The organism is Stenotrophobium rhamnosiphilum, assembly GCF_003052265.1.
In the GTDB taxonomy this organism is placed as follows: Bacteria; Pseudomonadota; Gammaproteobacteria; order Nevskiales; family Nevskiaceae; genus Stenotrophobium; species Stenotrophobium rhamnosiphilum.
In genome coordinates, this window is the sequence record NZ_QANS01000009.1 from 12,592 (window position 1) to 26,230 (window position 13,639).

Consider the following 13,639-nt stretch of genomic DNA (forward strand, 5'->3'; position numbering starts at 1 on the left):
AGGTAGGTCTGTACAAACCTATATGATAGGTTATATGCTCCGTTCAGAGTCGAGCCGCAAAGGCCACCTGTTTAATACGGCGAACGGAGCAGGAATTAGCGATGAGCGTGGAAATCAATCAAGCACATTTGATCAGCCTCGACGACGCTGCGTGTCGTCGTCTCGATCATGTTGAGCAAGTTTCTATTCCAGCATCGGGTTCAAGCGCGAAGGCCACGGTCGCCGTCCCTCCGTCGTATATCAAGAACAAGAAAAAATCTTTTCCCTTGCTGATCGCACTTGATGCAAGCCAAAACATGGGCTCGCTGATCGAGATGAGTCGCTTGATGGGCGAGACCAAAGAAATCAATGAATGCATCGTCGTCGGATTAAATGCTGTATCTGACGATGCTTCAAAGTTGACTGAATGGCTGGAGCAGCAAGTTATTCCATGGTGCAAATCAAACTATCGCGTTGCTAGCGAAGAGATCGCGATATTCGGAGTCGGCAAGCTAGGAGCATCTGCATTGCACGTGATGCTGAATGGTTCTGGTGTCGCTAGCGCATTCATTGTCAGCGACCCGGATGTTGCTCTGGGTCGCGAGGCGTTAAGCCAATTCCAGAAGAGTGGAAAACTGACCGCTCGCAAACTACCGCGATTGACACTGACATCGCATAGCACGGCATCGCAGGAATTCTGTTCGACGCTTCAGGCGACTTTAGGATCTGTCGCAAAAATCTCAGATCAAAAACTTAAAGACACTCCAGTAGATGATCTGGGACTGCCAGCTGCTGTGCATGGAATGCGCAGCTTCTGGCGTACAGGCACTGTCTACGGAAAAGGTGTGGCCGCCATGCGCGCGCCGTGGGCGCCGATTGTTTTCGCAGCGCTGTCGCCCTTACTGCGTTTGATACTGCCTAAGCCAATAAAAGCATCAGGCCAGTCCAACCCCTATTTGATTCATTCAAAGTCTATCGATCGGGATTTCGAAGTCTTTGTTTCCTTGCCGCGATCATTCACAGCTGGAAGCAGCCGTCGTTATCCAGCGATGTATGTGCTCGATGCCAACATTGAATTCTCGACTGCCGCAGAAGCGGCTGCAGCATTGGCCGCTCAGGGAATTATCGAAGAAGTCATCGTCATCGGTGTTGGTGTGCCGCGCGCAGAAGGTGCCGTGGCTTTTGGATTCCGTCGCTTCGAGGAGTTCTCTCCTCCAACTGATGGCTATGACTTTAAGGATGATCTCGGGCGTATTTTCAGATCGCTTTTTTCCGTCAATGGCCAGGATGCGCGTAGGCAGCTCGGGCGTGCTCCGCACTTCTTCAACTTTATGGTGAATGAATTATTCCCTAAGTTGTCGACGCAGTTTCCAATCGACTCAGGCAACACGGCTCTTCTAGGGCATTCGGCCGGAGGCACTTTTATTTTGTATGCCTTGTGCCAAGCCGATTCCCCTTTCAAACATTACGCGGGCGTTAGTCCGGGCCTTGGCGTTAGTGGTTCGTGGCTACTCAATCGTCACGATGCTGATTTCCGTGCTTCTCAGAACGCCCAAAGTCTTTTCTTATCGCTGGGTAGCGAGGAGAAAAATAATTTGTTCAACCAATATGCCGGCATCGACAAAACGGAAGCGTTTGCAGAACGCTTACGTCATGCGACTGATCTGTCGGTTAAATCAATGTGTTTCGAAAATGAAAGCCATTCGAGTACCTATCCTCGTGCCGTTATTAATGCACTGTCATCCGCTTTTCCAAGCAAAGGCTAACGCGCTATGAGCACAATTGTTGAAGCATTGCGTGAAGCGGTCGGTGCAGATGCGGTACTGGATGCAGCTGCCACTGCTGAGCGCGCAAGTAGTTACTGGGACCAGTCGCCGATGCGCGCTGCTGCGCTGGTGCGCCCACGCACAACAGCTGAAGTCGCTGCTGTACTGAAGGTGTGTCATGCCCGTGGACAAGTTGTTGTCACGCAGGGCGGACTCACGGGTTGTGTTCAAGGCGCCACGACTGATCAAGACAGTGTTGTGATCTGCATGGAGCGGATGAACTCGATTGAGGAGATTGATCTGGTCGGTCGAACGGCAACCGTACAAGCGGGCGTTGTTCTGCAAAAGCTACAGGAAGCAGTGCGTGACAAGGGCATGCTGTTCCCAATCGATCTGGGCGCTCGTGGCTCTTGCACGGTCGGCGGCAACGTTGCGACGAACGCTGGCGGAATCAATGTGATTCGCTACGGCATGATGCGTAGCCGTGTGTTGGGTCTTGAAGCAGTGACCGCCGACGGCACCGTCATCTCTTCAATGAACCGCATGCTGAAGAACAACGCTGGCTACGATCTCAAGCAGATGTTCATTGGCAGTGAAGGTACGCTGGGCATCGTGACGCGCGTCATCGTGCGTCTGGAGGAAGCGCCAGTGAGCCGAAATAGTGCGATGGTTGCACTCACCAGTTTTGAAGCGGTGACGGGACTTCTTAAACGTCTACAGCAAGCCTTGGGCGGTCAGCTATCCGCGTATGAAGTGATGTGGGGAGATTATTTCCGTGAAGTAACTGCGCCCGGATTTCATCGCGCACCGATGGATCGCCATCATCCGTATTACGTGATGCTGGAGGCGGAAGGCGCCAACCCAACTGCAGACGCTGAGCAATTCACCAATGTGATGGGCGCTGCACTGGAAGAAGAATTGGTTATTGATGCAGTGATTCCACAGTCGGACACTGAGCGCACTTTGCTGTGGGATATCCGCGAGAACTTTCAGCCGCTGTATATCCGCAAGCCGATTTTCCTGTACGACGTCAGCCTTCCGATTCGCGATATGGAAGCTTATGTCATCGAGGTGCAGGCACGTCTTAAGAAGCGCTGGCCCAATAGTCGTTGCGATGTCATTGGACATATCGGCGATGGCAATCTGCACTTCTTTGTGACGCCCGGCTGCGAAGGCGAAAACTTGCATCATCAGTCGGATGAAGACGTCTACGCGCCACTGCAACCGATCGGCGGATCCATTTCAGCTGAGCATGGCATCGGTACTGAAAAGCGAGTTCATTTAGGAATTTCGCGCTCGCCTGAAGAAATTGAATTGATGCGATTGTTGAAACGCACGCTTGATCCCAAGGCAATTCTCAATCCGGGCAAGATTCTGTAAATAAAAAGTTCCGTACTGCCGCTGGTTTGCGGCGAACATGCAAATGGTTGAATGAGGAGAAGTAGATGCAAGCTTCGCAACGTATAGCAGACCAACGCGCAGTCCAGCGCACGCGCTCCGAAACTCAGCCTTTGACCGAGCGAGAAGTTGAGATTCTTGCCTTGATGGGCAAGGGCCTATCCGTGAAGGGTGTCGCGCAGACACTGGGCATTTCGCCTGGAACCGTCACATGGCATGCCAAGAATTCTTACATCAAGCTCGGTGCGTGTTCGAGAGAAGTGGCTTTGAGAAAAGCGCGCGCGCAGAAAATTATTGAAGGCATCGTTGTTTGCGAAGTCTGCGCTTGTGCGATGGCGTCACGCAGCTGGGTGTCCGTGCAAGCACTCGCGCAGGCCTAAGCGGGCTTGAACTCAAACGCTTAGATCATTGGTGCGCGTCGACGGATGACTGACTTCAGCGCAAAGCTGGATTGAATGTGTGCAACGCCTTGGATGCGCGTGAGCTTGGCAAGAATCTGTTGAAACTGATCGAGATCACGCACGACAACGCGCAGGTTGTAATCCGCGCCGCCGGACATCAGAAAGCAACTCATCACTTCCGGCATCACTGAAACTTTTTCTTCGAAGTGCAGCAGAATTTCTTCGACCTGTCGTTCCAGTGTCACTGAGACAAAAGCGCTCATGGCGCCGACCAAACGCTTCTCATCGAGATGCGCGCTGTAGCCCTCGATATAACCCTCTTCTTCAAGCCGCCGAACGCGACGCAAAGTTGGCGTCAGTGACAGGCCAATGTCGTCAGCAAGACTGCGCCAGCTGACGCGACCGTCGTTGGCAACGGCCCGAAGAATCTTCATGTCATATTTATCTAATTCAGTAGTCATTTAAATCGCTATTAACCTAAATAAATAGTTCATTAATACTAAATTAATAGGCATGGGGAGCGCAAATTGGAATCCTGAACTAAGGCCTCAGCACTAATATTTTCGGGTCGCGCGCGTTAACTCAGATGCCTGATCGGCAGCGGTTTTCGGTAGCGCAAATGCCCGGAGATTTCGATGTCCTTAGCCCAGCCCGACTTCCGCTTTGATGACGTTTACGAGCGTCTCGAAGGCCCTATTTTCATGACGGGCATTCAGGCGCTGGTTCGCTTGCCGCTGATGCAGCGACGTTCTGATATCAGCCGCGGCTTGAATACTGGCGGTCTGGTTTCCGGTTATCGCGGATCGCCACTCGGCGCGTATGACCAGCAGTTGTGGAAAGCGCAGAAACATCTGGATGCGCACAACGTCGTTTTCCAACCGGGCTTGAACGAAGACCTCGCAGCGACTGCGCTGTGGGGCGCGCAGATGCACAGCGCATTTGGCGCAACCAAAGTCGATGGCGTGTTCGGCATCTGGTATGGCAAGGGCCCCGGCGTTGATCGTACGGGCGACGTGTTTCGTAATGCCAATGTCATCGGCACCTCACCGTTGGGCGGCGTGCTCGCAATTGCGGGTGACGATCACGCAGCGCAGTCATCGATGTTTCCGCATCAGACCGATGGCATCTTCCAGTCCGTGATGATGCCGGTGCTCCAGCCTGCGAGCGTCGAAGATATTCTCGTATTGGGTTTGGCGGGCATTGAGTTGTCGCGCTACTGCGGCTTGTGGGTCGCGATGAAGACGATTGCTGAAGTCGTCGAAAGTGCTTCGTCGTTTGTGTTGCCTGACATGTCGCAGGGCTACATTAAGCCTGAAGGCGTTGATACGAGTCAGTTGAACTGGGACAAGAACATTTCATGGCCGGGACAGCGCACTGAGTTGGAACGCCGCATGATTGAACAGCGTATTCCTGCTGCTTTGGCCTGGGCGAAAGCAAACAAGATTGATCGCCCGATTGTTACGGCCAAGCAGCAACGTCTTTGCATCGTCACCGTTGGTAAGGCGCATCAGGACTTGATGCAGGCCGTGCACGACTTGGGCTTGCGCGAGACGGATTTGCAGGCCATCGGCGTTTCCATCTACAAAGTCGCTATGAGCTGGCCTTTGGAAACCAGCGGCTTGTTGGATTTCGCTGCCGGTGCTGATGAGTTGTTGGTGATTGAAGAAAAGCAGCCGATTGTCGAATCACAGATCAAAAACGCGCTTTATCACAGACCGTCTGATCAACGTCCACGCGTGATTGGTAAGACAGACGTTGAAGGCCAGACGCTGTTGCCGATCACTTTGGAATTCACGCCGTTGATGGTCGCGCGCATTCTTCGTGCGCGCTTGGCAGAGATGGGTGAAACCATCGTGTTGAACGACCGCATGGCTGGGTTGGAAGTCGCGACCGGTGAATCCAATGTCGTCGCGTTGCCTACGCGCAAACCATTTTTCTGTTCGGGTTGTCCGCACAGCACTTCGACCAAGACGCCTGAAGGCTCGGTCACCGGTGGCGGCATCGGTTGCCACGTGATGGCTTTGTCGCGTCCTGAACTCAAGACGACGACGTTTAGCCAGATGGGCGGTGAGGGCATGCAGTGGGTCGGTGCTGCGCCGTTCTCCGAGACACCACATATCTTCCAGAACTTGGGTGATGGCACGTATCAGCACTCCGGTCTCTTGGCTGTGCGCGCTGCAGTCGCGGCGAAGGCCACGATCACTTTCAAGATTCTCTATAACGACGCCGTTGCGATGACGGGCGGACAAGCTGCCGAAGGCACGATTGATCCTGCACGCATCACGCGACAGTTGGCGGCAGAAGGCGTGAGCCAGATCATGTTGGTCAGTGATGAGCCTTCGCGCTGGACCAAGGCGACGGATTTGGCGCCGGGTGTCGTTGTTCGCCATCGTGATGCTCTGGATCAAACACAGCGCGAGTTGCGCGAGCATGCGGGTGTCACGGCGATTATTTACGAGCAGACCTGCGCCGCTGAAAAGCGTCGTCGTCGCAAAAAGAAAGTGATCGCAGAATCGACGCGTCGCTTGTTCATCAACCCGCGCGTCTGCGAAGGCTGTGGTGATTGCTCTGTTCAATCGAGCTGTATTGCAGTAGAGCCTTTGGAAACCGAATTCGGCCGCAAGCGTCGCATCAACCAGTCCAGCTGCAATACGGATTTGTCCTGCGTCAAAGGTTTCTGCCCAAGCTTTGTCGAGATTGATGCGCCAGTGTTGCGCAAGCCCAGTGCGGATCGTCTCAAGGCATTTGAAGCAGAGCGCTTTGTAAGTTTGCCTCTCGCTGCAATTCCAACTTCAGATGAGCCTTACAACATCTATGTCGCAGGTATCGGCGGCACCGGCGTTTTAACCATTGGCGCTTTGTTGGGCAGCGCTGCGTATTTCGATGGCCGTCAATCCAGCGTTTTGGATTTCACTGGTCTCGCGCAGAAGAACGGCGCGGTTGTGAGTCAGGTTCGTATCGCGAGTCAGCGTGACAGCATCCACGCCGTGCGTATTGGCGCAGCAAGTATCGACTTGTTGCTCGGTGCCGACTTTGTCGTAGCGTCAGCGCAAGATGCCTTGCAGAAACTCGCCAACGGAAAATCAGGCGTGGTCTTGAATGTCGATGAAACGCCAACCGCTGACATCGTCTCGAATCGTGACGCGCATCTGCCCGCAGGCAAGATGATCGACACCGTTCTCTCGCGTGCGCATGCAGACAAGCGCTTCTCCTTAAGTGCTTCGAAGATCTCCGAAGGTTTGTTTGGCGACACCGTGTCGGCGAATACCTTGTTGCTCGGCTACGCGTGGCAAAAAGGCTTGGTGCCTTTGTCGATTGAGTCGATTGAACGCGCCATCCAAGTGAACGGCGCTGCCGTGAACACCAATCTCCGTGCCTTGAAGTGGGGCCGATTGGCAGCGGTTGATATGAGCGTCGTCGAGAAGTGGGCAGGCATGTCTGCTGTGCCAGTACGTCACGAAACCTTGGATGAAACCATCGAGCGTCACTACAGCGATTTGGTCGGCTACCAGAGCACGGCTTACGCTGATCGTTATCGGCAGCTTTTGACTGTTGTTCGTGCCGCCGCTGCGAAGCTCGATAGTTCAGGTGAGCGTTTGATTCGCGCCGTTGCCGAGAACGCGTACAAGCTCATGGCCTATAAAGATGAGTACGAAGTGGCTCGTCTTTATGCCGCGCCAGAATTCCGCGAAGCACTTGCTGAGCAGTTCGCCGATTCCGGCAGCTTGTCCGTTTGGTTGGCGCCACCTTTGTTGTCGCCGATTGATGCCAAGACGGGGCGCCCGATGAAGCGCCGCTTTGGTCCTTGGGTCTTCACCGTCTTTAAAATTCTCGCTCGCTTTAAAGGCTTGAGAGGGACGTGGGCAGATCCGTTCGGCTATTTCTCAGAGCGTCGCATTGAACGCAAGTTGGTTGAGGAATATCACGAGACCATCGCTAAGATCTGTGCCGATTTGTCATCGGACAAATTACAGAACGCGATTGAGATTGCATCTTTGCCACAGCAGATTCGTGGATTTGGCCCTGTGAAAATGCAGGCAATCGAGAAGGCCAGCGAGCGTCGCGAACAATTGTTGAAGCAGCCTGCGAGCCCGTCACCAGTGCGTATTTACAACGCTGCGGCTTGAGACAAGTAGCTGATCGTCAAGCGCAGTGTTTCATCTTCGGCACCAGCTAAGGCTTAGAGACTAAGCCTTACGCTCGCTCGTGCTCTGAATGGCCATGTACAAAAAAATCTCATACAAGTCCTGCGCCTTGATGAAGTTCTTTCCGGTCTGGAAGCGCAAGAAAGACAAACCATTAATGTGAGCAATCAGGTGTGCGGCAACGAGTTCCGCGCTGCCGCGTAGGCGTTCGCCTTTTTCAAGCGGACAGCTCTTGATGGCCTTCGTGACGCGTTTAATCACTTCTGCGGACTCCGCTAGTGCGCGCGCGGCGAGATCTGGACGGCCAAGCGCGATGGTTTGCATCACGATATAAAGCCCTTCACCTGCATAAGTTTCAGACAGGCTGCTGCGTTCAGCGGTGACTTCAGCCAGACGACGAAGATTGGCGCGCAGCGACTGAGCAGGATCAAATAGCGAAACCGCTAAATCAGTCAGGCTGGCGTTTCTGTAAAGCCAGAGTTCGAAGAAGAGACTCTGCTTGTCGCCGAATAAGGTGTACACCGGTTTGCGGGAATAGCCGGCGACTTCGGCAATTTGATCAATCGTGATCGAGTCGTAGCCGACATCGCAGAACAGTTCCCATGCGGCGTCGAGGATCTCTTTCGTCCGAATTTCTTTTTGCTCCCCGCGGTTTAAGCGGGCTTTGCGTGGCGTTACTGGCATATCAATTTAGGCCTTTGCATTTGCACAGGGTTGCATTCCAAACCATTCAGGATAACAATTAGGAACAAAGTGTACCGTAAAACATAATGATCCGAAAAGGATTGCGGAGGAGAGGCGTGAAGAATTTTAAAGGTGCGACATGGTTGGCCTTGGGGGCTCCCCTTGCTGCTGGAACATTATTGTTTGTGTCGCAAATCTCCTACGCACAGGACAACGCCGCTAACGCGGAAAACTCGACTGAACTGAACGATCTTCTCGCGGACGTGACGGCTGCCGACGCCAGCGATGATAAAGGATCAACGCCGCCTGCCAATGAGCCGTCGCCAGAATCCACCGCTACCCCAGTCGCCGCTGAACAGCCCACGCCTGTGGAAATAAAAGAAGCAGAAACGCTTCCGGTTATTGCAGTGAAACAAGCTGAGCCTTCGGCGCCGCAGCATGCTCGCCTAGAAGAAATTGTTGTTACGGCGACCAAGCGTGCAGAGAACGCACGCGATCTGCCGTCGAGCGTGGTGGCGTTATCGGGCGCTGACCTCGAACAGAAAGGTGCGCAAGGCCAAGAAGATTTCTTGAAGCTTGTTCCCGGTGTCACCTTCACCAACGATTCAACCACCGCGAGCCGTATTACGTTCCGTGGCATCGGCGCCGATCTAAACACTAGCAACACGGTCGGTGTGTTCCTCGGTGACATTCCCTTCGACGACCCGATTCTGCCTCGCGTCACGCTCGATCCAAATCCCTTTGATATGGCACGAATCGAAGTCTTGAAGGGCCCGCAGGGAACGCTGTTTGGCGGCTCAGCGCTCAACGGCGCTGTGCGATACATCCCAGAAGAACCGCAGCTCGGTCAGTGGTCGGTCAAAACGTATGGCCAATATGAGAACGTCATCAGTAGCGACACTGGTCGATCATTCGGCGGCGCAATCAATATTCCCGTCGGCGAAACGGTTGCTTTCCGTTTGGTTGGTTTTGACCGCAAGTCACCGGGCTGGGTCGATGATCTCGGGCGCAATATCGATAACGTTAACGCTATCGACCAGCAGGGCGGCCGCGCCCTCGCGCTTTGGCGGCCCAACGATAGCTGGAAAATTTCTGCGCTCGCTACGCTACAGCGCACGTTCATTCACGATACCGCCTTAACTGATAACCGAGACGGCAACCTCAGCCGATCCAATACTCCGCAAGCTAGCCCGACACATACGCGATATGACCTCGAATCAATCGGCGTGCAGTATTCCTTCGAAAAGTTCGACGTGCTGTCTCAGACCAGCAGAACGTATAAAAATTTCCACGCGATTGCCGATGGATCGCGCATTGGAAATCTTCTGCCAAGCCCGCCTCCTAGCGTAACCATCACCAACGACAACGAGTCGACGAGTTACATGCAGGAGTTGCGATTCACATCCAATAACGATTTCAGTGACACTTGGAAATGGTTGGGCGGAATCTTTTATAGAAAGCATGAGATGAATGAGGTCAGTAATATTCTGGCCAGTAGTCTTCAGCTCCCCTTGATCTCGATCATTTATCCGACACTGGAAGATTTGATTCCGGGCATCGGCGGAACGATCACTCCAGACGGGCAGATCAATCTTGTTCAGGGCAAAGCCGATCCGATTATTGTTACGGATGCCGCTTTATTCAGTGAAGTAACGGCAACGTTCTGGGACGACCTCGAAATTACATTGGGCTTACGCGCGTTCCGTGCTGTCTCAGACAGCCGAGTTTTTTTCTCTGGTCCCTTGGCGATCACCAAAACATTGCCAGCGGGTAGCAGTCAGGGTGTTAACGAGGGGACACTGGTAGAGCGAGGACTCAATCCAAAGTTCGCGATCAAATATCAAATTAACGATGACATGAACATCTATGGATCTGTAAGCAAAGGCTTCAGATACGGCGGTGCGCAAGTACTGGTAGGCACGCTCACTTCAACAGCGCCCGACACCTTCAAGTCTGACTATATTTGGAACTACGAAATTGGACTGCGTACCAACTGGCTCGACAACACGCTATTCGTCGACGTAACACCGTTCTATCTGCAGTGGAAACAGCCTCAGCTGCAGCAGGCTGATGCAAGCGGTCTGGGTTCATTCTTCGATAACGTCGGCGGTGCTCGTTCGCTCGGTGTCGAGACAGCGATCCGTTATCTAACGTTTATCCCGGGATTGGAAGTCGCTTTCGCGGGCTCCTATGTCGATACCGTAACGACCGTTCCATTTACCGCAAGTAACGGAGACGCGGTTAAACCGGGAACGAGTTGGCCGCTGGCGGCCAAGTGGCAGTCCTCTTCTACGGTTTCCTATAGTCACAGCCTGTGGTCGTCATGGATAGGCGGTGGATCAGCGACCTACACGACGATCAGCAGCGCACCGAATACCTTGAACTACTTGGATACGGTTTTTGGATACAAAACGCTGGATTTGAATTTGACTCTGCGTAATCCGGAAATAATGTCCAAGCCAGAGCTCTCGCTCACCTTGAGCAATGCGACTGATACGCGTGGAATTATCAGCGGTGTAAACAACCCGCAGTTCCCGAAAGATCACGTCTATATCAAGCCGCGCACCTTGATCGCGCGACTGTCGTTCAATTTCTGACGGCACCTCAGCGCTAAGAATAATATCGATGGAAAGCAAAATGCCTTACGACACCAATCAATTTGGAGTGTCATTAAAAGCGGATGAAAGCGACTGCGCATTCATTACGAATGAAGTTGAATCCACCTACCTACGGCTGCCGTTTGTAAAGCCGTACAGAGAGACAGGAGCGTTGCGCGCTGATTCGTTCACCGTGACAGTTGCAGTTCCGCTTTCGTATGAAAAATCGAAAAGCAAAAAATACCCTGTAGTAGTTCTTTCGTCGGGCCCGAACTTTATGGGCTCAGCGATAGAAATGACGCGAGGCATCGCGGCCACAAAGGAAGTCGAAGAATGTATTGTCATCGATCACCATGATCCCTTGTTGTCGGAAGAAGATTCACAGCTGCAGGCGGCGAGGCTAGAAAGCATCATCGCGTGGTGTCGATCCAAATTCAGAGTGAAGAGTGGGGAAGTGGCGCTGCTGCTCACCAAGCACAATGCGCCAAGCGTCAGCTTGTTAATGAACAAAGCGGGATCGCCTGTCGATCGAATCATCATCGCAGGCGCCGAAGTTGAATCGTCTGCGTGGAACGTCGTGCCGATTAATGGTCGACCACGCGCTACGTGGAGTACTCGTCAATCTTCATCTGCTTCGACATCCAATGGCATTGTCTATAACCGCCTCGATGAGGCAAGTGATGAAGGCTGCGTGATTCCAGCGCTGATTCATGGCGTACGCACGTTCTGGAGTACGGGCCATGCGTATGGCCAGGAGATGATGTCGCTCAAAGGGCCGCTGGTTTCCGCGATGCTTTCGCGAGCCGTACCATTTATTCGTTTCGCTAAAAAACTATCAGGCCAAGGAAGTCAGCTTGTTGGCGCGCCGAACCGACATGTATTCCGCTCGGAAATAATGGACAGGAATTTCGAAATATTCGTGTCGCTTCCTTCAAGGCCGCTGAGTAAAGGAAAAACATATCCCGCCGTATTCGCTTTGGATGCCAATACAACGTGGTCATGTGTGATGGAGACGGCCACGCGAATGTCGTCTACCAACGAGATTGCGGACGTCATCACGATTGGTATCGGCGTGCCGCGGGCAGAAGGCGATATCAGTTTTGGACTTCGCCGATTTGAAGAGCTTTCTCCTCCGGTAACTGAGGCTGCGTTTGCAAATCCTTTGGGGCGGTTCTTTATTTCGATCTTTGCAATGTTTGGAAGAAATGTCCGAGACCATTTTGGATTGGCCTCTGAGTTCCATCAATTCTTATCGAAAGAGTTGCTGCCAAAGCTTGCACAGGAGTTGCCGATAGATTTGTCGCAGTTGTATCTATTGGGACACTCAGCAGCAGGCACTTATATTGGCTATGAGGCAGCGCAGGCGACTACGCAGTTCAAAGCATTCGGCGCTTTTAGCCCCGGCGTGGCCATCAGTGACAACTGGATGTTGAAGAGCGATGGCGGCCTAGCAAAAACTGGAAAGGTAAGAGACATCCTCGTCACCATCGGCGCGGAAGAGAAAACCAATGCGTTTAATACGCTTGCCGGCATTCCTCAATCAGAGGAATACGCTTCTAAGCTGAAAAGCGATACCTCATGCAGCGTTGAGTATCTGTGTCTGGACGATGAGACGCACTCCAGTGTGTTTCCGAGAGCGCTCGCGCTTTTCTTGAATCGGATGTTTGGCAATCAACAAGCAGGAATTAGCCATGTTTGAAATTTTGAAGATCCGCATGCTCCGTTTGCTCATCCGAATCGCGGTGAAGATGAAGTGGCGCGGAAAAGTGGATGCGACGGTTGATGTTGAATCCATCAACGTTGGATCAGGCGCAGCGCCTATCCCGGCAAGAACGTATAAGCCCAAGGGCCGATCAGGGGCATCGGCCCCGTTGCCGGTCATTTTGTTTTTCCACGGCGGTGGATGGGTGGGCTTCGATGTGAACACGCATGATCCCTTGTGCCGTGATTTATGCCGTCAGACAGGGCACATCATTCTTTCAGTCGATTATCGACTTGCACCTGAAAATCCTTTCCCGGCTGGCGTGAATGACTGCCTCGAAGCGCTGGATTGGCTGATTGACAACGTAGAAAAATTGGGCGGAAACCCGAATCAGATTCTGATCTGTGGTGATAGCGCAGGCGGAAATCTTGCCGCGGTTGTTGCATTGCAAGCACGCACACGACATCCGGGAAAATTGAAGGGGCAGATCCTGATTTATCCCGTAACCGATCATGTTTCTACTGAGTGGCCGTCTTACGTTAGCCACGGCGGCAAAGAATATCCATTGACCCGTGTGGGTATTGAAGACATCTGGCGCTTATATCTGAAGGGCAGCAAAGAATGGCAGCAAGGTCAAACGAGCCATGACCTTGCAACGCCGTATCGCGTTAAAGATGTTTCTGGATTGCCTAAAGCTTTATTCATCATTGCAGAAGAAGATCTTCTAAGAGATGAAGGACTCGCGTATGCGGATCGCTTGAAACAGGCGGGCGTCGACGTGGAAATAAAGACCTTCCCGAATCAGAAACATGGATTCGTTGGAACTGAGCCGTCGCCAGCGCACTATCAAGCCGTATCCGAGATTGCACAGTGGGTCTCAAGAAAATAGGCCGCGTAGCAGCGTGGATTTTCATTGCCCTAATTGTTCTGGTGATGGGATTCATCGCGCACATTTATATTGAAGGCC

The 13,639-nt window shown here is 52.8% G+C and carries 9 protein-coding genes; 7 read left to right on the forward strand and 2 right to left on the reverse strand.

Annotation, left to right across the window (positions count from 1 at the left end; translation table 11 throughout):
* Positions 1-101 precede the first annotated feature (101 nt).
* The 3 genes from CJD38_RS17655 (at position 102) to CJD38_RS17665 (ending at position 3,523) form a co-directional block, all read left to right on the forward strand.
* The gene (locus CJD38_RS17655) at positions 102-1,745 is read left to right on the forward strand and encodes an alpha/beta hydrolase-fold protein (RefSeq protein WP_107941715.1); all 1,644 of its coding nucleotides are present in this window, start codon (positions 102-104) and stop codon (positions 1,743-1,745) included.
* A 6-nt stretch (positions 1,746-1,751) separates the two neighbouring features.
* Positions 1,752-3,125 carry an FAD-binding oxidoreductase gene (locus tag CJD38_RS17660; RefSeq protein WP_107941716.1) on the forward strand — a complete coding sequence of 458 codons (1,374 nt, stop codon included), beginning with the start codon at positions 1,752-1,754 and terminating at the stop codon, positions 3,123-3,125.
* 65 nt (positions 3,126-3,190) lie between these two features.
* A complete protein-coding gene (locus tag CJD38_RS17665; RefSeq protein WP_107941717.1) occupies positions 3,191-3,523 on the forward strand; it encodes a response regulator transcription factor in 333 nt (110 codons plus the stop codon).
* A 20-nt stretch (positions 3,524-3,543) separates the two neighbouring features.
* Here CJD38_RS17665 and CJD38_RS17670 read toward each other — a convergent pair whose 3' ends face one another.
* Positions 3,544-4,005: an Lrp/AsnC family transcriptional regulator gene (locus CJD38_RS17670; protein ID WP_107941718.1), complete on the reverse strand. Its 462-nt coding sequence runs from the start codon at positions 4,003-4,005 to the stop codon at positions 3,544-3,546.
* A gap of 174 nt (positions 4,006-4,179) precedes the next feature.
* On the opposite strand from CJD38_RS17670, the gene CJD38_RS17675 reads away from it, so the two are divergent.
* Positions 4,180-7,671 (forward strand): indolepyruvate ferredoxin oxidoreductase family protein, encoded by a 3,492-nt coding sequence (locus CJD38_RS17675; RefSeq protein WP_107941719.1) that lies wholly within the window; start codon positions 4,180-4,182, stop codon positions 7,669-7,671.
* Between the two features lie 60 nt (positions 7,672-7,731).
* Here the strand turns inward: CJD38_RS17675 and CJD38_RS17680 are convergent, their stop codons facing one another.
* Entirely contained in the window at positions 7,732-8,373 is a 642-nt protein-coding gene (locus tag CJD38_RS17680) for a TetR/AcrR family transcriptional regulator (protein ID WP_107941720.1), read from the reverse strand.
* 185 nt (positions 8,374-8,558) lie between these two features.
* Between CJD38_RS17680 and CJD38_RS17685 the strand changes: the two genes are divergently transcribed.
* Genes CJD38_RS17685 through CJD38_RS17695 form a run of 3 tightly spaced genes read left to right on the forward strand, consistent with a single transcriptional unit; the run spans position 8,559 to position 13,561 of the window.
* A complete protein-coding gene (locus tag CJD38_RS17685; protein WP_206363066.1) occupies positions 8,559-10,970 on the forward strand; it encodes a TonB-dependent receptor in 2,412 nt (803 codons plus the stop codon).
* A 28-nt stretch (positions 10,971-10,998) separates the two neighbouring features.
* Complete coding sequence (locus CJD38_RS17690; RefSeq protein ID WP_107941722.1) at positions 10,999-12,669, forward strand: alpha/beta hydrolase; 1,671 nt, start codon at positions 10,999-11,001, stop codon at positions 12,667-12,669.
* A complete protein-coding gene (locus CJD38_RS17695) occupies positions 12,662-13,561 on the forward strand; it encodes an alpha/beta hydrolase (protein ID WP_107941723.1) in 900 nt (299 codons plus the stop codon). Before CJD38_RS17690 ends, CJD38_RS17695 begins: the two co-directional genes overlap by 8 nt.
* Positions 13,562-13,639: the final 78 nt, after the last annotated feature.

Coding starts and splice junctions, on each gene's coding strand:
- CJD38_RS17655 (WP_107941715.1), top strand. CDS start 102: ATGAGCGTGGAAATCAATCAAGCACATTTGATCAGCCTCGACGACGCT.
- CJD38_RS17675 (WP_107941719.1), top strand. CDS start 4,180: ATGTCCTTAGCCCAGCCCGACTTCCGCTTTGATGACGTTTACGAGCGT.
- CJD38_RS17695 (WP_107941723.1), top strand. CDS start 12,662: ATGTTTGAAATTTTGAAGATCCGCATGCTCCGTTTGCTCATCCGAATC.
- CJD38_RS17660 (WP_107941716.1), top strand. CDS start 1,752: ATGAGCACAATTGTTGAAGCATTGCGTGAAGCGGTCGGTGCAGATGCG.
- CJD38_RS17690 (WP_107941722.1), top strand. CDS start 10,999: ATGGAAAGCAAAATGCCTTACGACACCAATCAATTTGGAGTGTCATTA.
- CJD38_RS17680 (WP_107941720.1), bottom strand. CDS start 8,373: ATGCCAGTAACGCCACGCAAAGCCCGCTTAAACCGCGGGGAGCAAAAA.
- CJD38_RS17670 (WP_107941718.1), bottom strand. CDS start 4,005: ATGACTACTGAATTAGATAAATATGACATGAAGATTCTTCGGGCCGTT.
- CJD38_RS17665 (WP_107941717.1), top strand. CDS start 3,191: ATGCAAGCTTCGCAACGTATAGCAGACCAACGCGCAGTCCAGCGCACG.